The sequence below is a fragment of the Paenibacillus assamensis DSM 18201 genome (assembly GCF_000422445.1).
Lineage (GTDB): Bacteria > Bacillota > Bacilli > Paenibacillales > Paenibacillaceae > Paenibacillus_B > Paenibacillus_B assamensis.
The window spans coordinates 239446-263535 of record NZ_AULU01000003.1 but is presented as its reverse complement, the minus strand read 5'-3'; the positions used below and the strand labels follow the sequence as shown (position 1 = coordinate 263535).

The window sequence follows — 24090 nt, the reverse complement described above, 5'->3', positions numbered from 1 at the left end:
GTTTGAAATTTATTCATTATATGAAATGAAGTATAGATCGAGGGTATGTGACAACAAAATGGAGTTGTTCGTATATGAAATCGACATTTTTTAAATAGGGTTGTTTACAGCGAGATTCACAACACTTTACCTATAGCAAATGAAAAAACACAAGAAGTACACATGAATATGCTACGATACAGCTGTTCAAGCCCACCTCTAACGACTTTTGCACGCAAAATTTGAGTTTTTCCTCGACAACAAGCATTCACAGACGGATGGTAAGTTCGTAACTTCTCTGTTCGACTCGCATGTAATAGGCAAGAAAAAAGTAACAAAAAACAAAATAAAGGGGAATTAAACATGAGAAGGTATCATTTTCGTCGTATTTTTTGTGCTTTGCTAACGATTGTTATGGTTGTAAGCTTGATTGCTCCATTTTCTGCTGTGCAGGCACAAGCTTCACAAGAACCCAGCGATTTATTTAGTAAAGCGGGAGAATTTGTGCCGACAGAATCCGTGCGATATTTGAGTGCAGGGAATTTGGACAATCAGGGTGGCGGGGATTTCGTTATCGTTACGGACAAATGCAGGCTTGTACTGTATAAGACAAAGTTAGATGGCACATTTGTAAAAGAGTGTGTTCCCATTTACGAAAGTCTACTCCCTCACAAGGCTGAAATTGTTGAGCTAACAGGTGATAAACAGGCTGAATTGTTAGTATTTAACTCCAAGACGGTTCAAATCTATGGGGTTAATACGAAGGCGAAATACGAATTCAAACAGCAAATTCCCATTGGAGAGGTAACGCAGTATTTGGCAGGGGACTTTAATAATGATGGTTTCGGTGACTTGATATTAGCTGCTCCGAAGGCTTTGCATATTATGCAAGGAAGTGGAGGGTTATCTTATTCGAATGTAGGAAGTATTTCTACCGACAATAAAATTGTAAATACACTTAAAAGTGGTGATTGGGACAATGACAAACAGCTAGATTTCGCTTTACAGGCAGGATGGACGAACACATTTGTATATAAAAATAATGGGGATATGACCTTTAGTTATGTAACTTTTTTACCTAAATCGGATGAAGACTCATTTCCATTTGAAGTAGCGGATATGAACGCAGATGGATACGACGATATAGTAGGTGAATTGGATTATGCGCAAAATCAAACGGGAGGAAGTATTGCTATTTTCTATGGCGATGCGAGCGGTACATTCAGGAATTTTTTGAATACTAGGATACATGGACTTTCAAGTGTAATTGCTGAAGACATGAATAGGGATGGGTATCCAGATCTTGTTATTGACTGGAATGATATCTCTGCAATTAAACCCACTCAATTAATGTGGAGTAATCGCGGACAATCTTTTTCTGAGCGTGAAAATTTTACATATACACCGAACTCGAAATTTACAGATTTGAATGGTGATGGAAAGAGAGATATATATTACTACGATTCGTATAGAAATAAAGTAACCTTTTACTTGAATATGGCAGCTAATGGCTACATTCAATTCGCAGCTCCGCAGCTGCCAGTCATTGAGAATAGCGGTGCTGTAAGAGTAAAAGTAACACGTACGGATGGAAACGACAACCTTGCGTATGCGGAATATACGACGGTTGATGGAACGGCAAAGGCTAGTGTGGATTACAAGCGTTCTCATGGTATTATCCAGTTTCCTCACGGTGTGACAGAACAGTGGCTGACCATTCCGATAATCGATAACGATGAGCGCAGTAATAAAAAGCGTAGTTTCTCGGTGCAGCTTAGCAACGCGACTCGTGGAGCTGGAATAGGACAAGTTTCAAAGGTGGATATTTTTATTGCTGATGATGACGGTAATGAAATTCCACATGTAGGCGCACCGAAATGGCCAGCGCACGCCTCTCTTACCATTGCAGATGTCAGCTTGTCGGGCCTGACTGTTGAATGGCCGAAGGCTTCGACGAATGAAAGAGATCGTATCGTTTCTTATGACATAAAAGAAGCAAAGCAGGCTTTGGAGCCAGTCAGTGTTACGGCAGATGTGTACAATCATTCATGGCTAACCAAGTTAGTTCCGGGAAAGAAATACGAACTTGAGGTTACAGCAAAGACGAAAAAAGGAGTGGCTAGTCTGCCCTTGTCTGCGTCAGTAACCGTTCCAACAGAGGGATATGATCCAGCTAAAGCTCCAGCTTTCTCTACGTTTATGCAGGATAAATCGTTCGATCTTGGAGAAGTCGGTTCTGCAGACGTGGATGGAAACGGGATTGATGATCTTATTATTGTGAGTCCTGCTCAAGAAATGTTGGTTAGGAACTTTGCTGACGGGTATCGAATCAAATCGGAAATCAAGTTTTGTGGCTCGCGGGCGGGCAAAAGTATAGACATGAATGGAGATGGTAAAGAGGAGATAGTTAACAGTTCCTATAGGGGGCAATATCTATGTGTTAATGGATTTGACAAGACTGAGAAATTTGGATTCTTAGTGGATATTTTCCTTCCGTCTTTAAGTGCATACCATGCATACCATATTGCGGACTTCACACAAGATAATATCGCAGATATTTTATATGCGACCCATAAGAATGAGCTCATTCTATTAAAGGGAGGAGAAAACTATACTTTTACCGAGCTAAGCCGGTTACCTTATGCAAGCTACTCCATTGAAAACATTATCAGTGGAGATTGGGACAAAGATGGAGTTCTAGATGTAGCGATTGTTTCGGATAAGATTAGCGTGTATAAGGGAAATGAGGATGGTCATTTTGAATACGTAACCCAATTGTCAGGCTATAAAACGGGGCGTTCAAACGACATGAATGCTGACGGATATGATGATATTGTCTCTCATTCTGAGCAGGGATTTGTCGTCTATTATGGAGGTGAACAAGGTTTCGTAGCAAAACGAATCGAGAACTCTCCTATCCTTAGATGGTTTGATCCGTATGAATTGCTAGATATGAATAGAGATGGATATGTCGACATTGTACTGCTGCCGAGGTATTCGAAACCTATGATTAGTTTCAATGATAGGAAAGGATCATTCAAAGCCGTTGAGGAACTGCTTAATAAAGAGTTGAAATACTCCAGTACCATCGTATTTGGTGATTTTTCAGGTGATGGAAAGACAGATATATCAATTTACAATCCTGAGTATCAGGGACAGCATATCACTTATATCAATGAGCAGGCTTATGGGCAGCTGCAATTCCAGCACCCGACTGCCACGGTAGAAGAAGATGATGGTCATGTAAAAGTGAAAGTGAAGCGAGTAGGTCATCGTTCAGGGGTGACGAGTGTCGTCTATGGTACGCATAATGGTACGGCAACTGCTGGCGTTGATTATGTAGCGTCTTCTGGCACACTTGTATATGCAGACGGTGAGACGGAGAAGACGATAAGCATTCCGATTATCGATAAAGAGGCAAATGCGGCACGAACATTTAAGGTTATGCTTGAAGCGCCTAGTCGCGGTACTCAATTAGGTGAGCATCAGGAAGTAGCGATTACGATCGAAGGCGACGATGAAGTTGATGAAATAGCGCCAAGCTGGAGTAAGGGTGCAGAGCTGAGTGTAACGGAAGCCACCTATCAAACATTGACGCTCTCGTGGCCAGCAGCGCTGGATGTGGACGGCATTTCGACATATGAGATTGTGGAGACAAATGCAGCTTTAGATAAGGTGATCGTATCGGGAGATAAGTATTCCTATACTTGGAATAGCGGGTTAATACCAGAGAGAACGTACACGTTCCTGCTGCGGGCAAGAGATACGAAGGGAATAGTAAGTACCACATCGTTGACGGCTACCACACAGATCCCGTACCTCATTCCTTTGACTCAGACAAGCAATCATAAGGTCATAAATACAATACACTGATGCAATAAAATAATTGCCTATTATCAAGGCATCTTGTTCCTAGTAGCAGTATGGAGCAGGGTGCCTTTCCTACGTGAAAATTAGTCGTACGACACACTGATACAGATGCGAAAAGATAGAGAAAAAGAGGTTAGGTGTAACATTTTCACTAGTTTTGCCATTATCCTAATTTGGGCTTTTTTATATGCTACTATACTGACGGAAGCTATTATTCTACACATGAATTACATCTGTTCGATCAAGATGGCACAATGACTCATCTACGAAGTTCTCGCATTAGCCATTGCCTATTACAGCATGAACTCACTTTACACAACGGTGCTATTTGCATTCATCGTCGTACCCGTAATTTATTAATCAAGTAAAGGAGAATCCTGCATGCAAAGGAAATGGTTGATCTCTGCTCGACGCTATCTCGCAGCTGTATTGGTAGTCTTCATGTTTATATCCTTATTTCCAATGTCATTTATTGCAGCAGATGCAACGGTTATTGAGACGAAGAAAGACAGCAATTACTCCGATTGGAGAACACTTAAGCTGAATGAGCGAGCACGCAGCCAAGTTGCTGGTAATCTAGATAATACGGGAAACGCTGATTTAGCAGTTATTACGGAAGATAACTTTCTTGTTCTATACTACGTATCGTCAGATGGAACGCTTACCCGTAGACCAGTAACGGCAAAGCTGGCGGACCCGAACTTGGAGCGAGTGCAAATTACGGATTTGAACGGGGACCAGTTTGGAGAAGTGATAGCATTTAGTAAGTCTAAAATTGAGATTTTTAGCAGGGATGCAGACGGTTCTTATGGACTAAAAAGCACGATTCCAATCGGAGCATACTCCGATCAAGCTATTGTAGATTTTAATAAGGATGGTACTAAAGATCTTATTGTTGCTTCTTCTACGAAACTACATTTTTTACAGGGCTCAGCTAACCTGGCGTATCAGGAAGTGGGCACTTACACGCATAAGACAGACGCAAGGTATGGCCAGGTAACAATAGAAACAGGTGATTGGAATAATGATGGTCATTTAGACTTCGTCTATCAGCTATATGGACAGCAGGCAGTTTTGTTTAAAGGGAATGGAGAATTGGGATTCTCTTATCTAAAGGAGATTTCCATCCACTCTTTTGTAACCGATGATGTGAATCAGGATGGATTTACTGATCTTATCGGCTACAACCGTGGGAACTATCACTATCGATATGAAGTGTACTATGGAGATATGAACGGACAGTTTACTCAAAAATCCTCGGTTGAGTTTGTAGATGGGTATTTTGAAATATTTAGTACAGATGTGAATAAGGACGGCTATCCGGATCTTGTTCTCTATGATTCTACGGACTATTATACGTACATTTTGTGGAATCGGAATGGGAAATACAGTATGCCTGAGCAATCCCGTCTATTTGTCTATTCAAATCATACGTATCAACTGTTGGATTTCGATAGAGATGGCAGAGATGATTTTGTGTCCAACCAAAATTATTATACACATGAAATTGTCGTTATACGAAATAATGGCGTCTCAGGACAGATTCAATTTAGTCAAAAGGAGCAGACAATAGAAGCCCATCAACAATCGGTGCAAGTGCAGGTGGAGCGTACAGGAGGTAGTGCAGTTCATAGCATCATTGAATATGCAACGCAAGATGGTACAGCCAAAGCCGGAACTGATTATACAAAGACGTCCGGGGTTCTGGAATTTAATAATGGTGAGACGGTCAAGTCATTGACAGTTCCAATTATATCTGTAAATCGCTTTCAAGGTGCTCGTACATTCTCGATTCGCTTAAAAAACCCCACAAATGGTACTAATTTTGGTCAAAACCAAACGATTAATATCCACATTCGCGCTAACGAAACGGTACCTCACTGGCGAAATGGAGCAGTTGTTGATATTGCAGATGTGACATCGAGTTCAGTAACGATCGTATGGCCGCAGGCCCAAGACAGCAAGGGCATTCAATCTTACGAAATTAGCGAAAAAGACCAATCGCTGGCTCCCGTTTCCGTTACGAAAGACGTATATAGTTATACGTGGAATACGGGGCTTGTTCCAGGGAAGACGTATCATTTCCAAGTGACAGCAAAAAATGAGCACGGTAAAGTGAGTCAAGCATTGAGAGGACATATTACGATTCCAGTTAGTAATAATATTCAGAATGAGCCATCGTATCGCTGGAATCCAGTAAGGTTTGGCCTTTTTTCTAGAGGGTACAAAATGAATGCCGTTGATAGTAACGGGGATGGCTCCGATGAATTAGTTGTCTATGATCAGTGGTCAACGATGATGGTCAAACTCAATTCCGATCAATCATGGCTTTTCCATGGACGACTGCCATTAGGACAGGGAGGAGAAAACAGCTACCGAGCTGACTTTAACAGGAATGGGAAGGAAGAGTGGATAGCTCCAAGTATCGGTATTGTTGCCGAAGGTAGTATGCAAGCTTACGAAAAGGTGGCCTCAATACCATCGTACACTGATTATAAGATCGTGGATTTTACGAAAGAGGGAATTCAGGATATCGTGTATATTTCGGGTGGGACGCTTGGTATTCTTAAAGGTAACGGCGATTATACGTTCACGCGGGTTTTTGAACAATCTCTTTATCTTAATGGAGTGCAGGTGTTAACAGGGGATTGGAATGGCGATGGCAAAATGGATGTAGCTGTTTTTGATGGAAATTTACATGTATACAAAAATAACGGGAATAGATTTGAAAAAATAAAAGAAATTCATAACCCGACAACGCCGCAAGCAGCAGACTTCAATGGCGATGGCTATGATGATATCGTAACTTCTCATTGGGGCTCAGATGTGTTTGTTTATTACGGGGATGCGCAGGGCTCTTTTGATAATACGCCTTATCGTTACACCCCACCGTATGGAGTGTATGAAATTCATCTAGCAGATTTGAATAATGATTCAAATAAAGATTTTGTACTGGTCTATTTTTCTGGAGTAGAAGCAGTCGTGAATCAAGGGAAGGGCAGTTTCCAACCACAAGGTGTATTTAATGAGATGATGTGGTTCAGTTCTCGCTATTTGATGGGAGATTTCAATGGTGATGGCAAAGATGATATTGGTTACAGGCGGGAAGATTATAGCGGGTTTGAATTGTATGATAATAGGTTGACTTCGGGGTCCTTGCAATTCAGCAATGCTTCACAACATGTGCAGGAAACTGCGGAGTTCGTACAAGTGAAGGTGAAACGCGTAGGTGATCGTCACGGAGTTACGAGTGTTGTTTACGGAACGGAGGATGGAACCGCATTAGCGGGCGTAGATTACGCTGCCTCTACGGGAACGCTGACATTTGCAGATGGTGAGACGGAGAAAACGGTTAAAATCCCACTAATCAAGAACGGAACATCGAATGTGAATCGGAAGTTTAAAGTGAAGCTGCAATCACCAACTCGCGGTGCCAAGCTAGGCCAGTATCATCAGTTAGAAGTGAACCTTAGCAAGGATGTCAATCTTGCACCTACATGGCCTGTCGGCGCGAAGCTGACTGTAAGCGATGTAACGTATCGTTCCTTTACGATTTCATGGCCGAACGCAATCGACTTGGATGGCATTGCATCGTATGAAATTATAGAGCGGGATGGAGCGTTAGCTCCTGTGACGGTAGCTGGCAATGTAAATACTTATACATGGTCATCAGGGCTGACCTCGGGCAAGTCATATCGATTGCAAGTAAGAGCGAAGGATAAGAAAGGGCTGACAAGCTGGCCGCTTCAGTCTTGTGTGACCGTGCAGGCATGCGTGAAGCTGCCGAAGCCGTTACATTCAACAGAACCCATTGATGTGCCGATACAATTACCAAGTGAACTACCTATTGAGCCGCCTTTGATCGATCTTCCATACGTACTTCCTCAGTGGCTGGGCGATGAAAGACTGACTTTAGCGGTGCGGCGTGGGACTCGCTAATCGTGAATAGAAAGTGAAGATTAGTAAGTAAGAAGTACGTCTGACACGATGGAGTAGATAGCGTAATTTCATAACGTATCATGAAGAGAGAGACAGCCTTGCTCCTGTAATGGAGCAGGCTTCTTTTTTTATGTGTAAATAAGAGATGCAAGCTCGAAAAGGTAGATAAAATGGAGGTTGCTGTAACAATTCCACTAGTTTTGCCAGATCAGTTGTTTGGGCTCTTAAATGTGCTACGATACAGACAGATAGACATATTTCTTCATTTTTTCAAAATAGCACCTTTCTTACTGTACGACTCCCTCGTTACTCCCTCATATTCGACACAATATCTCACCACGGTTTTTTTTGCACAAATGCATTACTTCATCATCATCGTTATCCTGACACTTTTGCTTTTACTAATCTAGTAGAGGAGAAATTGGTATGCTAAAAAAAAGGGGTATTTTCGCACGGAGAAATTTTGCACTTATGCTCACCGTATTTTTGGTCGCCTCGATGTTTCCGGCTTTATTCACTGCACAGGCAGCTCCACCTGCCGACAACAAAAATAATAGCAACTACTACAGATGGAATAATATTACGGTAAATGATCCGGTGCGCACTGAACATGTTGGAAACTTGAACAATGAAGGAAACGCTGACCTTGCCGTCATTACTAACGATCATTTACTCGTCCTTTATTATGTTGCCTCAGATGGCACATTCACACGGCAACCAGTAACAGCGAAGCAGGCGGATCCGAGTTTAGAGCGAGTACATATTGAAGACTTGGATGATGACCAATTTGGTGAAGTTTTAGTATTCAGCCCATCACAGGTCGAAATATTTGGACGAAATGCAGTAGGTTCCTATGAGTTGAAAAGTGCCATTCCGCTTACCTCCGCCGCTTATTCGGAACAGGCAATTGCTGATTTTAATAAAGACGGTATTAAAGACCTTATTCTTGTTTCTTCTACAAAAGTTCATTATTTGAAGGGAAGCGCTAGTTTAACCTATACAGAAGTAGGCAGCTACACGCACCAGACGGAAGCGCTGTATGGTTATGTACATGTTAAAACAGGTGACTGGAATAAGGATGGGCATCTGGACTTTGCTTATCAATTGTACCAAAAACCTATTGTTCTATTTACAGGGAATGGACAATTTGGATTTTCTCATGCGAAGACACTTGGGTTGGGCTATGATTTTGAAGCTGTAGATGTTAACCAAGACGGATTTACCGACATTATTGGTAGAGGTGGGAAATACGAAGTTCATTACGGTGATATAGGAGCGCAATTCGCTCGTAAAGATGAGATTGGTCATGTTACCCGTTATTATAGAATGTTCAGCACGGATGTGAACGCGGACGGATATCCAGATCTCATTCTCTATGATGATTGGGAGAATTACTTTGAATATGTATTATGGAACCGAAATGGGAAGTTTAGTGTGCCTGAGAAAATCGATGTAATGGTTATACCCAATCAAGTGGTGGACTTCAATGGAGATGGCAGAGAGGACTTGGTATCTTATCCTCATTACTTCAACAAAGCAACAGGCGTGGCACTTAATTTCCCATTCAATGGCGAGGTGCACTTTAACCAAGCCGAAAAAGAAGTAGCCGCGCATGCAGATACGGTGCAGGTGGAGGTACGGCGTACAGGAGGAAGCTCGGGCTATACGCTAGTCGAGTACGATACCCTTGATGGCACAGCCAAGGCAGGAACTGATTATAAGCGAACAGCAGGTTCTTTAGCTTTTCATGACGGTGAAACGGTTAAAACGGTGTCGGTTCCCATTACAACAGTTGGCAGCTTTGAAGGAACTCGTGCATTTTCGGTTCGATTAAAATATCCGACAAGTGGGGTGGCGCTCGGTCTTAATCGGAAAATAAATATTCAAATTCGCTCTAACTCAGCCGTGCCGCAGTGGCCGAATGGAGCAATCGTGGACATTGCGGATGCTACACCGTACTCGATGACCGCAGTATGGCCGCAAGCTCAAGACCAAGTGGGAATTGAATCTTACGAGATCAAGGAAACCACTCAAGCCTTTGCTCCTGTTACGGTGACGAAAAACGTTTATAGTCATACGTTGAAAGGTCTTGTACCGGGGAAAACGTATCATGTGCAGGTGACTGCGAAAAATGCAAATGGCGAACGTGGCAAAACGTTGTCGGGGCATGTCACACTTCCGAAAACAAGTGAAGCACCATCTCTTCCTTCTTATCAGGTGAATAGTGTGAATTTCCGTTACTTGCTGGAGCATAAATATACTCTGCATAAGGCGGATAGCAATGGCGATGGCTTTGATGAATTAATAGTGCATGATGGACACGGACGAACAAATATAGCCCAAGTTCTGTCCGATCAAACCTGGCAGTTCTATGGCAGGCTGCCGATTGAGCAATGTGGAAGAGTCAAGTACAGTCTGGATTTGAATCAGGATGGTAAAGAAGAATGGCTTGCTTCTGGAGGCAGTGGAATCTGCGTCACGAGCGAGAATGAGAGCGGCGGATATGAGCAAGTTACAGATATACCTCTACGATCACATTATGATTATCAAATCGGTGATTTCACGAATGATGGTATAAACGATATTGTTTATGAGAGCAGCAATGAACTTATTATGCTGCAAGGCAGCGGCAACTACGCTTTTACAGAGGTAATGCGACAACCGTTGGCTCATACTGCTTACCGTGTATTGAGTGGAGATTGGAATGGCGATGGTCATCTGGATATTGCTGCTTATGAAGGAGGTTATCAGCATGAAAAATTGCATCTGTACAAGAACAATGGTGATCGAACCTTTACAAAGTTAAAAGTCATTGAAAAGGGAACTAGCCCTCAGGCAGCCGACTTTAATAAAGATGGCTATACGGATATTGTTGCTTTTCATGGTTTTAATACGCAACAAGAAGTCGTCGTTTATTATGGAAATGCGCAAGGGAGCTTCGATGGAACTTATCGTATTCCTGCGACAGAGTGGATATATGAGATTCGGCTTGCTGATTTGAATGGTGATGACGATAAGGATTTTGTATTTGTCTACCTAGCAGGCGTTGAAGCAGTCGTGAATGATGGGAATGGTGGCTTCCAACTGCAAGGTTTGTATGTAGGCAATATGAAATTCTGGTATGGTTCCCAATATCTAATTGGTGATTTTAATGGGGATGGAAAAGATGATATTGCTAGTAGGCTTCAGGATAGGGGAGATCTAACTGTATATGACAATCTTCTCGTGTCTGGAAGCTTGCAGTTCAACCATGCTTCGCAGCAAGTATGGGAGCATTCAGGCTATGCACAAGTGAAGGTGAAACGTGTTGGTGATCGTAGTGGAGTCACAAGCGTTGTATATGGAACGGAAGACGGAACTGGATTAGCTGGTGTAGATTACGTTGCTTCGACGGGCACGTTGACGTTTGCGGATGGAGAGACGGAGAAGACCGTCTTGATTCCTCTGCTTAATAACGACAAGTCGGATCAGGAGCGTTCATTTAAAGTGAAGCTGCAATCCCCAACTCGCGGTGCTAAGTTAGGTACGCATCGTCAGTTGGACATTAGCATTCGTGATGACGATAAGGTAGCGCCTACATGGCCTTCTGGTGCACAGTTGAGCGTAAGTGATGTTACGTACAAATCATTTACCCTTTCGTGGCCAAGTGCGATTGATTTGGATGGAATCGAAGCGTATGAAATCTTAGAGCGAAACGGAGCGTTGGCTCCAGTAACGGTTGCGGGAAATATTAACTCTTACACGTGGGCGACAGGGCTTACTCCAGGCAAGTCGTATCGTCTACAGGTGAGGGCAAAAGATAAGAAAGGTCTGGTAAGCTGGCCTTTGCAAACTTGTGTGACGGTACAGACTTGCGTGACGCTGCCGCAGCCGTTTAACGCCGACGAACCTATAGAAACGATTATAGTAATACCTATGGAATTACTTGTAGAACCACCATTGAAAGATTTGCCTGTTGTCCGTCCTCAGTGGATTGGTGATGCGAAGTGGAGTATCAAAAATCGAATTACCGATAGATAAGTGTAACACGGGTAGTAGAGATAGATAACGGTTAATGCATGTGCCATAAGGGGAACCTTTGGACAGAAACCCTATACAATCTATGTTAAACGCGGAGTCTGTTGAAATAGGAAGCAGACTATAACTCTAGTAATAATAAATAATAGCAATGAAGGAAGGCAGCTCTCTCTCCCATATTTAGAGGGGAAAGGGCTGCCTTTTTATATTTATAGACTTCCTATTACTCTTTAATTATTAGACCAAATATTTTGGATAATGCTATCGCTTGTGCAGGGGAGATGATACACCCCTTTAAATCTTCCAGTGTAACGCCTAAGTTGAAGAAATGACAGCCGCTAATATCAATGCCTGCCAATTTGGTGCTAGAAAACTGAGACTGATCGATATTGGCTTCCTTGAAATAGATATCAGACAGTACGCTGTGGTAGAAGTCTGACTTCACAAAAGAACTCTCTATGAACTCCGTATGTTTGATGTTAGCAAAGCGAAAGGTAGCATAGTCGCCCAAACATCGTTGAAATGATAGATGTCGCAGCGTCGAACTTAGCAAGTCGATGCCCATTAACTTGCAATTGCGGAATTCTACGCGATGTGCGATGACACCGCTAAAGTCTACATTGGATAAGTCGCAATTGTCGAAGCGAACATCGGTAAGCTCAAGCTTGGGCAGTGACATATCACGAAACGTAACATTTTGAAAAATGACCTTTTCGATGGAAACGCTGGCAGCGTTCTGATGTTCAATAATTCCGTCTTGATATAAAGCATATGAGAGCATTTGCTCATCTGCCAACCATAATTCAGAGGCAGGCGCACAATCCAGCGCCTGAGGCAGTTTTGGTGCTGTACGTTTGTGTTGTGAGTTGCTCTTATCTTTAGGTTTATCTTTGTTCTTGTCTTTATTTTTTACGGTGCTGCTAGAGGTAGCCTTGGTATTGTCAGCGATGGAAGTCATTTGGCATGTTTCCCTTCATATCTTCTCATGAATGTGTTGGCTTTACATGTTCAGGCGAATGGAGACGAATTTGAGCTCGGTCATTTCCTCAACCGCGTATTTGACACCTTCTCTACCGTATCCGCTATCTTTCACACCGCCATAAGGCATATGATCCAGCCTAAAGGTAGGGATGTCATTAATAATGACAGCGCCTGCCTCTAATGCTCTTGCCGCATAGAAAGCACGATCAATATTGCTCGTATAGACGCCAATATTGAGCCCATAGGCAGAGTCGTTGGTCAGCGCAATCGCTTCGTCCAGTTCACGATATTTTACAATCGAAACAACCGGAGCAAATGTTTCCTTGCACGATACATTCATGTCTGGGGTAACATCGAGCAGAACAGTTGGTTCCCAAGCGGAATCGTTCCGCTGTCCGCCATAGCCAATCCGAGCACCCTGCGCAACCGCTTCTTGCACCCATGCTTCGATGCGATCCACTTCATTCGTATGGATCATCGCGCTAATATCTGTATGTTCATTTAGCGGATCTCCGACACGAAGCTTCGCTGTCTGTGCAATAAATCGCTCGCAGAACTCCTCATATACCTGCTCGTGCACATAGATGCGTTGAAGTGAAATGCAAACTTGCCCTGCATAGGAAAAGGCCCCTTCGACACAGCGCTCGATAAGGTTAGGGATGTTCGCATCAGGCTCTATAATGAGGGCTGAATTGGAACCAAGTTCAAGCGTAACTTTGCGCAGGCCGGCTTTTGCTTTAATCGTCTTGCCTACCTCGGGGCTGCCTGTAAAGGTCACTTTGCGCACTCGTTCATCACGCAGCAGCTCATCACTTAGCTCACGGCCGCTGCCAGTGAGTACTTGCAGCGCACCAGCAGGGAGGCCCGCTTCTTGAAACAGCTCCGCAATAGCGAGCGCGCTGAGCGGAGTCTGATTGGCAGGCTTAAGCACAACCGTATTGCCTGCCGCAAAAGCAGGGCCGAGCTTGTGCGCGACAAGATTAAACGGGAAGTTGAATGGCGTAATCGCCACAACAATTCCGAGCGGCTCGCGCCATGTCATGCCAAGCCGGTTGCTGCCGCCAGGGGCTGCATCCATCGGAATCGTCTCGCCGTAGATGCGCTTCGCTTCCTCGGCGGCGAATTGATACGTCGTAATTGTGCGATCAATTTCCGCACGCGCTGCGCGTATAGGCTTGCCGGCTTCAGTGGCGCATAGCACCGCCAATTCTTCTCTGCGGTCTTGCAGCAGCAGCGCAACTTGCGCTAAAATGCCCGCACGCTCAAAGGCAGGCATTGCCCGCATTAGAGATGCAGCAGTATGTGCACCATCTATTGCTTCCTTCACATGCGAGGGAGTCGCTTTAGCAACCTTGGCAATTAACTTTTGATCATAGGGTGCATGAAGTTCATAGTACGCTTCCGTGTCTATCCATTGTCCGTTGATCCAGAGGTGCTTCGTAAAATGGGTCAAGGTGAAAGCCTCCTTCATCTATTAATTGAAATTATATTTATCATATCGTTTGCTCTTCATGGCAATCAAGCACTGATGGTTATATATAACGAAAGAAAAAATACAAAAATACAAAAATAAACATTACATATTTGAAAGTTCATGATAACATTAATAAATGGGTAATAAGATATTGTTTAATAGGACAAAAGTCACACTTTGTGATTTAATTTATCGTAAATCTTAGATGAATAGAGAGAGTGCCAATCTATTAATTTCTATTTTCAAGTAGATACCTATCGAGTTATCCATATAACTTTTTCAAAATTTTATGAAAGAAGTAAGAGATTTAGCAGGTTTCAAAGAGCAGGCAGCCTTGGAAGAGGACTGTTTCCATCGTTTGGGAGGCCATACACAGAAAAAAATCAGTTACTAGGCTAGGTATTACATCGTAGAAGTACATCGGGAGCGGGGAGGATTTTGTCTATGGAGCTGAGATTGAATAAAGAAACATTGGAGCTGAATAGTCAATCATTTGGAGACATGCAATATGATGCAACCCTATCACAAGCGATTCAACAATTCGTTGAAAAGAATATGTCCGCATACGGTTTGAATCCTATTAAACAATTTGTTGCGAAACGAATGCCGGATAATGAGCGTAATTTGTATCAGCCGATTCAGCGATGCGAAAGTTCTTTGTATAACTATGTGTTGGAAAGTCTGGATACGCTTAAAACAAGCCGAGCAGTCAAACCAGCAGTTGTAAGTCAGGAGCAATCGTCGGATTGGACTGAGAAGGACAAGCAAGCTTTAGTCGAATATGTGATGCATGATGCGATGCAGTTATTTCTAGAGATGTATCGAAAATACAATGCACAGCAGCAGCAATTTGATGAGATGTCCAACCAAATTAAACGTTATGAACAAGAAATCGAAGTACTGCAATTCAATCTGGAAGAGCGTCTCCGTGCGGTAGAGGCTGAACGAGATAAATTAACGCAAGATATAAGGAAATACGAGGCCTATGTGAATTATCAGGTAACTCGTTTAAATAAAGCTTTGCAATAAATGAAATGTTCGCGGAAATCAAGCAGCTGATTTTTGACGATTGCCATATAAAAATGATATATTTTATTTTTATTGTATCGAGGATAAAGATCGTATTGGTTGCGTAAACAGGCGCAACCTTTTTTCATGAGTACGTGAGTGGTATTAATGTATGACCTTTTTGTTTGCATTATATATATTGATGTGGGGGCACGAGATTTTGAGCAACTATCCTTTTTCCTTTGATCCCAAAGAGTCGTTTGTTCAGCAGGTAAGCGATTGGGTATCGGATGTATTTTATGACAAGCTTCCCGAGTTCGGATTTGAAGTGCGGGACGAACAAATTTATATGGCTTATCAACTGGAGCGTGCTTATCGCGATAAGCAGACGATCTTTGCAGAAGCAGGAGTTGGAACAGGGAAAACGCTCGTCTATTTGCTATACGCGATCAACTACGCACGTTATACAAGAAAGCCAGCGATTATCGCTTGTGCGGACGAGTCCCTGATCGAGCAGCTTGTTAAGCAAGAAGGCGATATCGCGAAGCTTGCTAAATATTTGGATTTTACTATTGATGCTAGATTGGGCAAATCACCTGATCAATATATTTGCTTAAATAAGCTCGATGATGCGAGGGCGTCGATGGATGAAGATGCGATGCTCTATGATGATATGTATCGCAGCTTGCCTAAGTTCGTTCATTCGCCTGAGACGATGCAGGCGTTTCATTCATACGGTGATCGAAAAGATTATCCAGATCTTCATGATGAACAGTGGGAGAAGATTGGCTGGGACGTGTTCCAAGACTGTCTTGTGTGCGCTCAACGCCATCGCTGCGGACAGACGTTATCCCGTGAGCATTATCGGAAGTCTACGGATATCATTATTTGTTCGCATGACTTCTATATGGAGCATATTTGGACATATGAGGCTCGCAAGCGTGAAGGGCAGCTTCCGTTATTGCCTGAGCACAGCTCCGTTGTGTTCGATGAAGGGCATCTGCTAGAGACAGCGGCACAGAAGGCATTGACGTACAAACTGAATCACGCTGTATTTGAAAGTATTATTACGCGTCTGCTGGAAGGTGAAGTGCGAGAATCCCTTGCGGTAGCGGTGGAAGAATCCATTGTGCAAAGTGAGCACTTGTTTGCATTGCTTGATGTGCATAGCTCACCCGTTCCTGGGTCAGATCGCAGAGAAATTGCTTGGAATGATGAGTTGCTGCGTGAAATCAATCGTTTCTGCGACATGATCGCGTCCATTGAGGAAGAACTCGTGTTTGAGAGCGGATTGTACACGTTGGACGAATATCAGTTGAAAATTGTTGAAGAGCATCTGGAAATGATCCAACTCGCGTTGGGACTGTTCAAGAAGTCCAATCAGCTTATTTCTTGGGTTACAGAGGATAAAGACGCGCTAACACTCGTTATTATGCCGAAGTGGGTTAAAGAAATTTTGACGAAACAGTTGTTCTCCAGCAAAATGCCGATTGTATTTTCATCAGCTACGTTGTCTGTTCAAGGTAACTTTGACTATATGTCAGAGAGTCTTGGAGTTGAACAAGCGTTGTCATTCTCAGTGGCGTCGCCATACGACTACGAGAATCAGATGAAGATACAGTATGCTCCACTAAGCTCTCAGCAGCATTTGGAGAAGAAACTGACAGCGACACTTGAATTGCTTCAACAAACAGAAGGTAGAGCGCTGCTTCTCTTCCGTTCCAAAGAAGAATTGGCCCAGTTTAAGCAAGGAGCAAGCCAGATTCCACAGTTCGCGAACTATCAGTTTTTATATGAGGGAACAGGTGAAATAAGCAATTTGATTGCGGAGTTCCAGCAAAATGAAACGAGCTGTCTTTGCGCCGTTACGCTGTGGGAAGGGCTTGATATTCCAGGTCCATCTCTATCTCAGGTGATTATGTGGTCTTTGCCATTCCCATCGAATGATCCAGTATTTGCAGCACGTCGTAAAGATGCAGCGAATCCATTCGAAGAGGTGGATATGCCGTATATGCTGCTTCGATTGAAGCAAGGAACTGGGCGACTCATACGCAAGCAGGATGATGAAGGTACGATTACAATCTTTGATGAGAAGCTGGAAGATGCAGCGATCAAAGAGAAAGTGATGCAGATCGTTCCATCCGGCGTTACCGTCGAGCAGCTTGAACTATAACCGTGGTTTTGTCTTCAGCTTACACAAATGAAGAGGAACACAATGAAGGATAACGAACACAAAATTTAGGTGCATTACCGATATGGAGACCTACAAGCAAAAGACTGCTTGTGGGTCTTTTTATTTACGCCGAAAGGTATAGTATATCAGCTGCTTCAATCTCCAATACTTGTATGGATGTTTCAGAACGTTGCATAGACGTTTATATATCATAGTGGACATATGTTCGTAGGTAATAAGTCTAATCTATATGAGGTGAACGCAAGTATGATTGAATTTCAACAAGTGAATAAGAAGTACGATGATGGCTTCCAAGCCCTTACCGATATTAATTTAATAATTAAAAAAGGCGAGATTACTGCGTTTATCGGGCCGAGCGGCTGCGGCAAGTCGACGACGATGAAACATATTAACCGTTTGATTTCCCCTACCAGCGGTCGCATCTTCATTGATGGAAAAGATATATCGGAGTACCACCCGGTAGAACTTCGAAGAAATATAGGCTATGTCATTCAAAATGTCGGGCTATTCCCCCATATGACCATTGCAAAAAATATTGCGATCGTACCGCAGATGAAAAATTGGGACAAAGCGAAAATTGATAAAAGAGTAACGGAATTGCTGCAGCTCGTTAATTTGGACCCTGATACGTATCGCAATCGCTATCCGTCTGAACTTAGTGGTGGCCAGCAGCAGCGTGTTGGTGTGGCGCGGGCATTGGCTGCTGATCCTGACATTATTTTGATGGATGAGCCTTTCAGTGCATTGGACCCGATTACGAGAGAGCAGCTGCAAGAAGAGTTGGTTAGACTGCAGGAGGATGTACATAAAACGATCGTGTTCGTTACGCATGATATGGATGAAGCGATTAAAATTGCAGATACGATTGTCTTAATGAAAGACGGGCAGATTGTACAAGCTGGCTCTCCCGAAGCCATTTTACGACGCCCAGCTAATGATTTTGTACGCAGCTTTATTGGCCAGAAGCGAATACATACGAATGACAAAGATGAAAATGAAATGGAGCTTGATGATGCTTCTCTTTCCATGACGACAGTGGATGAAGTGATGGTTACCCAACCTGCTACGACATCACCGAATCGCGGCTTGGCTGAAGCGATCAAGATCATGGAAGCGCGCAAGGTAGATTCCTTGTTCGTCGTAGATAAGAACCGCACCTTGTTAGGCATCGTTTCGATCTATCGCGTGTTGAATCGTTATGGTGACGAATCATTGACGGTGAAAGATGTTATGAAACCAATTGGCTACCAAGTTGGGCCTGGTACCCCGCTTCCGATTGCGGTTGAGCAAATGACGAATCACCGCTTGACGAATCTAGCTGTAGTTGATGACAGTGGGCGACTGGTCGGACTCATAACGAGGGGAAGTATTGTTAAACACTTAAATGAAGTGTATCCAGCTATGATAGAACGGTTTGCTTGGAGCTTAGGAGAGGAGGCGTAACGATGGACGGATGGATAGCCTTCCTACAAGAACGGAGTTCCGATATTGGAACCGCACTGCAAGAGCACATCGTACTTACTGGTATTTCTGTGCTGCTCGGCTGCTTGATAGCGATACCATTAGGAATTGCACTCGTTTATAGCCGTTGGAACTGGCTGACGAATACCGTTTTCTTTATGGCGAACTTATTGCAGACGATACCAAGTCTCGCGTTATTAGCGATATTTATTCCTTTCTTAGGGATAGGGATGAAGCCTGCTATCGTTGCTTTGTTCTTGTATTCCATTATGCCGATTATGCGAAATACGTATGATGGTTTTCGTTCGGTGGACAATAGTGTGCTGGAAGCTGCACGAGGTATGGGTTATAGCACGATGCAGTCGATTTTACGCATTCGCCTACCGCTGGCTTTGCCGTACATCATGTCCGGTATTCGCATTACGACGGTATACATTATTAGCTGGGCGACACTGGCGACCTTAATCGGTGCAGGCGGTCTAGGAAGATTGATCGTTGGTGGACTTGGTGTTAATAAGCTGGAGCTTGTAGTAGTCGGAGCTGTTGGTGCTATTTTGCTCGTATTGATCACAGACACGCTGTTCGGATGGATAGAGCGCATACTAACGAAGCGTTATGGACGTACGAGTTCGACTACCGCATAGAGACTCGTTGATGCTCAACGAACACAATCCAGAAAGAGGGACGAGAATGATACAAATAAAAGCTTCGGCTAAAAAGGTAACAGCGCTCCTTCTTTGCGGTGTGCTTATCGCAACGACCTTGCTGCTGACGGGTTGCGGCAAGGAGGATCAGATTGTTATCGGAACACAGACGTTTACCGAATCAAAGATCATGGCTGAAATGTATAAGGCACTTATTGAAGAGCAGACAGATTTGCAGGCGAAGGTGATTCCTGATCTAGCTGCAAGTGCCGTTATTATTAATGCGATGAAGAAAAATGAAGTACATATGGCGACGCTATACAGTGGAGAACTGTTTAATAATCATTTCCCAGTAGAGGAAACGAAGGACCGTCAAGAAGTATTGAAGCAGGCGCAAGCAGGTTTTGACAAGTATTTAGGTTTTACGTGGATGGATTCACTAGGGTTTGAAAATACATATGCGTTTACCGTACAGAGTAAGCTAGCGGAGGAGCGAGGGTATGAACGTATATCCGATGTAGTTAAGGATGCAGGCGACTTGCGGCTTGGTGTAGACACGACGTGGATGGAGCGGACGAATGATGGGTATCCAGCATTTCGTAAGGCGTACAACGTGGAGTTTGGGCAAGCATTTCCGATGGAACAAAGTCTTGTCTATGAAGCAGTAGGCAATAATCAGGTGGATATCGTACTTGCCTACTCTACAGACTCTAGGATTAAGGCATATGATTTGAAAACGTTAGAGGATGACAAGCAATTTTTCCCGCCTTATGATGCTTCACCCGTACTGTTAAAAGAACTAGCACAAAAACATCCAGAAGTCGTACAGGCGATTCAACCGCTTATCGGTACGATAGATGAACAGACGATGATTGATTTGAATTATAAAGTAGATATTGAGAAGAAAAGTGAGCGCGAAGTCGCTATCGAATATTTGGAACAGCAAGGATTACTGGTGAAAAAGAATGAAAAGTAGAAGGGAGGCGCTGTGATGGACAGCTATCAATGGTCATTAGCAGACTTGTTCTCGTATATGAGTCGAAATTCTGACTTGCTATGGGAGCATTTTCTCTCACACCTCTATATGGTCGTTAGTGGAGTTGGCCTAGCCATTGTGCTAGGAATTCCATTGGGCGTGCTCTGTACGCGTCATGAAAAGCTAGCCAAAGTCATATTAGGCATAACGAGTATACTGCAAGTTATTCCGAGCTTGGCTTTGCTGGTGTTATTGATGCTCGTGCTCGGATTAGGCTCCAAGACGGTTATTGTTGGTTTATTGTTCTATTCCTTGAACCCCATCGTACGCAATACGTATATTGGTCTGAAGCAAGTAGACCCAAGTTATATGGAGGCAGGCAAAGGGATCGGAATGAGCCCGCTTCAACTGCTCGTTAAGGTGCGCTTTCCATTATCTCTGCCGTACATCATTTCTGGTCTAAGAATTGCAGCTGTCATCGCTATCGGCGTCGTGACTATAGCACCGCTCGTTGGAGGAGAGGGCTTGGGACGCGAAATTTATGCGGGCATTAACAATCAGAATCCGCTGCGTATTTATGCAGGAGCTATTCCGGCAGCAGCGATTGCTATCGTGGCCGATCTTGTATTAGGATATCTCCAACGCAAGTTGAACTTTGCGGATCGCAAGTCGAGGCAAGTTACAAGCTAACAGCAGCGGAAGGGAAAGGAGTATGAAATATGTGTTGTTCATGCTGCCCAGTAGTAGATAAGCAATAGCTTCCTACATTTAAAATATAGGAGGGGAAATGGCTTATGTTGCTACAAGAAAAGTTGATTGCAAAAGTTAGGGAGAAGTGTGCAACGACTCCGAGTATTTCATCCTGTATGATGTACGGCTCCTTTACAAAAGGCGAAGGCGATCAGTACTCTGATATTGAATTCTATATCTTCATCAAGGATGAGGATATTCAGACCTTTTCATCTTCCCGTTGGATTGAGGAAATCGAACCTTATGACTTGCTTTTCATTAATGAGTACGGAACAGAAGTAGTCGTGTTTTCTTCTTTAGTTAGAGGAGAATTTCATTTTCTACGTGAATCTGAAATGGAAATTATTAAGTCGTTCAAAGATACGGGTTGCTTTCCTGACACCATGTCCATGTTCGTGTATGATATAACAGACCAATTACGAAGATGTCTCGATCATTTAAAAGGTGATGGGCCTGAGAGAATGACGGATGACAATGTAAATGATTCTTTTCATAACTTTGTGAATGCATGGCTAATGGGTGTGAATGTGTTAAAAAGAGGAGAGTTGGCTCGCTCACTCGAGTGTTTATCGCATGTACAGCGATTTATCCTGAGACTGATCAGAGTTCGAGAAAAGACCGCAGATCTTTGGTTGAACGCGACGAAAAATCTGGAGAAGGATCTATCAGCAAAGTTGTATCACGCGTATGCATCCATTACTTCTAAGCTAGATCAAGTCGAGTTGCATCAAGCATACCGCAATGCATTGCATGTTGTTGAAGACCTTGTACATGATCTTAGTGGAAATTATCAATTTGATGTGGATAAAGGGATGCTGCGTAAGTTGAATGATCATCTTACTCTTGAATCTTAATGCATTTACTTATGTAATCATTTAAATGTAAAAAGGGATAGTCGCAGTAGAAAGGAATTCCTCTACTGCAGCTATCCCTTTTATGTTCGAACTGTACCAACGTGATCAATTAGCTTCCTTCAATCCGCTTGGACGTATCTGTTTCGACGCCTTCTAAACGCTTCGTAAAGGTTGCTCTCCAACTTGTAGACAGACCTTTATTGCTCAATAATGCGCGAATACCTTCTTCTCCATGCAGCTTCTGATGCATCACTTCGTTGGCAAAGCGAATGCTTAGGCGCTGTTCATCCCTATGAATCAACTCAATCTGATCCTCTGGCGAAACGATGCCTTCTTCTAGTACGCGCCAATAATATCCGGTATAACCGGTCTCTTGCATCCATATTGGAATCTTCGGCATGTTATATCTGGCTGCTAACTTGAAGCAAGGCTGGCGCGGCTGGGTTACTTGGACACGAGCCGTACCGATGCGAAAAATATCTCCGATATGTACATCATCTTCAATGAGTCCGCGAGTCGTCACATTTTCTCCAAATGCGGATAGGGGCAGATCGAACCCCCATTCTTGCTTCCAGTAGGTGTAATGCTCAATAGGATAGACACATACTGCTTTTTCAGGGCCGCCATGATATCTTAAATCCGCTTGACCATCACCTTCGAAACCTAACGTACGCAGTGCTACCGTATGAGTTACAGGAAGTTTCATCATACCTGACAATACAGGCTTGCCGTTATGAATAAGTGATTCACTAGGTAATCCGACTTGGAGTCCTACAAGTTCAACATGCATAGCTTGTTCCTCCTGCTGTTTACTTTACCTTCATGATATAATAGTGGCGACAGCATCACAAGGGAATACAAGGACTTGGAGGTACGAGATGGAAAATCCGATGCAGGCTGCACAGGAGAGCGCTCAACCGTCGTTATCATCGGACGTAACGTTGTATCGTGGTGAATTAGAAATCGGAACCTTGCTTCCGTTCAAAGTATATCGTTGGACACAAGCTGGTGGCAGCAGTCGCGACCATGCCCATGATTATTTCCAGATCTGGTATGTCGTAAAAGGCTCCTTCCAGCATACGATTGATCGTAAGACGTATCAAATGATGAAGGGAAACTTATTTGTCATTCCTCCCTATGCTGTTCATCGTGTTGATCTTATTCCTGATCAAGAGATGGAGATTATCGGCTGTGAATTTCTCCCTCATTTTATTAATGAACATTTTCAACGTCCAAATGAAGGCACGGATCGCTTCGACTATTCTTATCTTGAACAATTTATGGTCAGTGAAGATGAGTTAATACCGAAAGTAACCTTATTAGGAGAAGCGGATGCGGAAGTAACACGTTTGCTGAGCGAGATGCTTGCTGAGTTCCAACAGGGTGAGCATTACTATGAGCTAGTTCTGAAGGCCAACTTATTGAAGCTGCTGTCCATCATTATTCGTCAAATGACTAAGCAGCGAGGTGGAGGGTCAGAGGAAGAAGATCGTATGGAGAAATTCCGAGGTCTTATGATGGGAGCGTTAAACTACATTCATGAACATTATCCCGAAGAGCTCCGTTTGGAAGGGTTATGCCGTCAATTTAATTTATCTAAATCTTATTTTTGTGCGTTATTCAAACGATATACAGGTAAGACCTTTAATGATTACTTAATTGATCTGCGTATCCGCAAAGCAGCAGAGATGCTGCTCAATACGGACAGCACGATTACCGAGATTGGGTATGGTGTCGGTTTTAATGATATCGCTTATTTTTCACGCATATTCAAACGGCATACAGGGGTATCGCCATCTCAATTCAAGCGGAATGCAAGGTCTGTTCATTCTCATTCTACACATCAGGCTAAGCCATAATATAGAACGAAGAGGAGACAGTCTTTATGGACTGTTTCTTTTTTACTCCATTTCACGAATGTTTGTAAGAAAGTACAACAACTG

The 24090-nt window shown here is 43.3% G+C and carries 14 protein-coding genes; 11 read left to right on the top strand and 3 right to left on the bottom strand.

The window, feature by feature from the left end:
- Positions 1–342: 342 nt before the first annotated feature.
- The 3 genes from H580_RS0100940 (at position 343) to H580_RS0100930 (ending at position 11808) form a co-directional block, all read left to right on the top strand.
- On the top strand, positions 343–3852 hold the full coding sequence (locus H580_RS0100940) for an FG-GAP-like repeat-containing protein (protein WP_028593132.1): 3510 nt from the start codon (positions 343–345) through the stop codon (positions 3850–3852).
- A gap of 378 nt (positions 3853–4230) precedes the next feature.
- Positions 4231–7788, top strand: coding sequence for an FG-GAP-like repeat-containing protein (locus tag H580_RS0100935; RefSeq protein WP_028593131.1), 3558 nt, complete (start codon positions 4231–4233; stop codon positions 7786–7788).
- A 426-nt stretch (positions 7789–8214) separates the two neighbouring features.
- The gene (locus H580_RS0100930; protein WP_028593130.1) at positions 8215–11808 is read left to right on the top strand and encodes an FG-GAP-like repeat-containing protein; all 3594 of its coding nucleotides are present in this window, start codon (positions 8215–8217) and stop codon (positions 11806–11808) included.
- Positions 11809–12028: 220 nt separating this feature from the next.
- On the opposite strand, the gene H580_RS0100925 is transcribed toward H580_RS0100930, so the two are convergent.
- Both H580_RS0100925 and H580_RS0100920 read right to left on the bottom strand, forming a co-directional pair.
- Complete coding sequence (locus H580_RS0100925) at positions 12029–12763, bottom strand: pentapeptide repeat-containing protein (RefSeq protein ID WP_084508799.1); 735 nt, start codon at positions 12761–12763, stop codon at positions 12029–12031.
- 42 nt (positions 12764–12805) lie between these two features.
- Entirely contained in the window at positions 12806–14239 is a 1434-nt protein-coding gene (locus H580_RS0100920) for an aldehyde dehydrogenase family protein (protein WP_028593128.1), read from the bottom strand.
- Between the two features lie 465 nt (positions 14240–14704).
- Here H580_RS0100920 and H580_RS0100910 point away from each other — a divergent pair, with 465 nt between their 5' ends.
- From H580_RS0100910 to H580_RS0100880, 7 genes are all read left to right on the top strand, one after another.
- Complete coding sequence (locus H580_RS0100910; RefSeq protein WP_028593127.1) at positions 14705–15289, top strand: hypothetical protein; 585 nt, start codon at positions 14705–14707, stop codon at positions 15287–15289.
- A 199-nt stretch (positions 15290–15488) separates the two neighbouring features.
- A complete protein-coding gene (locus tag H580_RS0100905) occupies positions 15489–17441 on the top strand; it encodes an ATP-dependent DNA helicase (protein ID WP_028593126.1) in 1953 nt (650 codons plus the stop codon).
- Between the two features lie 267 nt (positions 17442–17708).
- On the top strand, positions 17709–18905 hold the full coding sequence (locus tag H580_RS0100900; protein ID WP_028593125.1) for an ABC transporter ATP-binding protein: 1197 nt from the start codon (positions 17709–17711) through the stop codon (positions 18903–18905).
- A 2-nt stretch (positions 18906–18907) separates the two neighbouring features.
- Positions 18908–19567 carry an ABC transporter permease gene (locus H580_RS0100895; RefSeq protein WP_028593124.1) on the top strand — a complete coding sequence of 220 codons (660 nt, stop codon included), beginning with the start codon at positions 18908–18910 and terminating at the stop codon, positions 19565–19567.
- 46 nt (positions 19568–19613) lie between these two features.
- The gene (locus H580_RS0100890) at positions 19614–20543 is read left to right on the top strand and encodes a glycine betaine ABC transporter substrate-binding protein (protein ID WP_036604260.1); all 930 of its coding nucleotides are present in this window, start codon (positions 19614–19616) and stop codon (positions 20541–20543) included.
- A 15-nt stretch (positions 20544–20558) separates the two neighbouring features.
- Entirely contained in the window at positions 20559–21233 is a 675-nt protein-coding gene (locus H580_RS0100885) for an ABC transporter permease (RefSeq protein ID WP_028593122.1), read from the top strand.
- A gap of 104 nt (positions 21234–21337) precedes the next feature.
- A complete protein-coding gene (locus tag H580_RS0100880; protein ID WP_028593121.1) occupies positions 21338–22147 on the top strand; it encodes a lincosamide nucleotidyltransferase in 810 nt (269 codons plus the stop codon).
- A 109-nt stretch (positions 22148–22256) separates the two neighbouring features.
- Here H580_RS0100880 and H580_RS0100875 read toward each other — a convergent pair whose 3' ends face one another.
- Positions 22257–22937, bottom strand: a complete 681-nt coding sequence (locus H580_RS0100875; protein ID WP_028593120.1) for an MOSC domain-containing protein — start codon at positions 22935–22937, stop codon at positions 22257–22259.
- Positions 22938–23025: 88 nt separating this feature from the next.
- On the opposite strand from H580_RS0100875, the gene H580_RS22870 reads away from it, so the two are divergent.
- A complete protein-coding gene (locus tag H580_RS22870) occupies positions 23026–24006 on the top strand; it encodes a helix-turn-helix domain-containing protein (RefSeq protein WP_036604259.1) in 981 nt (326 codons plus the stop codon).
- Positions 24007–24090 lie beyond the last annotated feature (84 nt).

Coding starts and splice junctions, on each gene's coding strand:
- H580_RS0100890 (WP_036604260.1), top strand. CDS start 19,614: ATGATACAAATAAAAGCTTCGGCTAAAAAGGTAACAGCGCTCCTTCTT.
- H580_RS0100895 (WP_028593124.1), top strand. CDS start 18,908: ATGGACGGATGGATAGCCTTCCTACAAGAACGGAGTTCCGATATTGGA.
- H580_RS0100935 (WP_028593131.1), top strand. CDS start 4,231: ATGCAAAGGAAATGGTTGATCTCTGCTCGACGCTATCTCGCAGCTGTA.
- H580_RS0100885 (WP_028593122.1), top strand. CDS start 20,559: ATGGACAGCTATCAATGGTCATTAGCAGACTTGTTCTCGTATATGAGT.
- H580_RS0100875 (WP_028593120.1), bottom strand. CDS start 22,937: ATGCATGTTGAACTTGTAGGACTCCAAGTCGGATTACCTAGTGAATCA.
- H580_RS0100910 (WP_028593127.1), top strand. CDS start 14,705: ATGGAGCTGAGATTGAATAAAGAAACATTGGAGCTGAATAGTCAATCA.
- H580_RS0100900 (WP_028593125.1), top strand. CDS start 17,709: ATGATTGAATTTCAACAAGTGAATAAGAAGTACGATGATGGCTTCCAA.
- H580_RS0100925 (WP_084508799.1), bottom strand. CDS start 12,763: ATGACTTCCATCGCTGACAATACCAAGGCTACCTCTAGCAGCACCGTA.
- H580_RS0100930 (WP_028593130.1), top strand. CDS start 8,215: ATGCTAAAAAAAAGGGGTATTTTCGCACGGAGAAATTTTGCACTTATG.
- H580_RS0100940 (WP_028593132.1), top strand. CDS start 343: ATGAGAAGGTATCATTTTCGTCGTATTTTTTGTGCTTTGCTAACGATT.
- H580_RS22870 (WP_036604259.1), top strand. CDS start 23,026: ATGGAAAATCCGATGCAGGCTGCACAGGAGAGCGCTCAACCGTCGTTA.
- H580_RS0100880 (WP_028593121.1), top strand. CDS start 21,338: ATGTTGCTACAAGAAAAGTTGATTGCAAAAGTTAGGGAGAAGTGTGCA.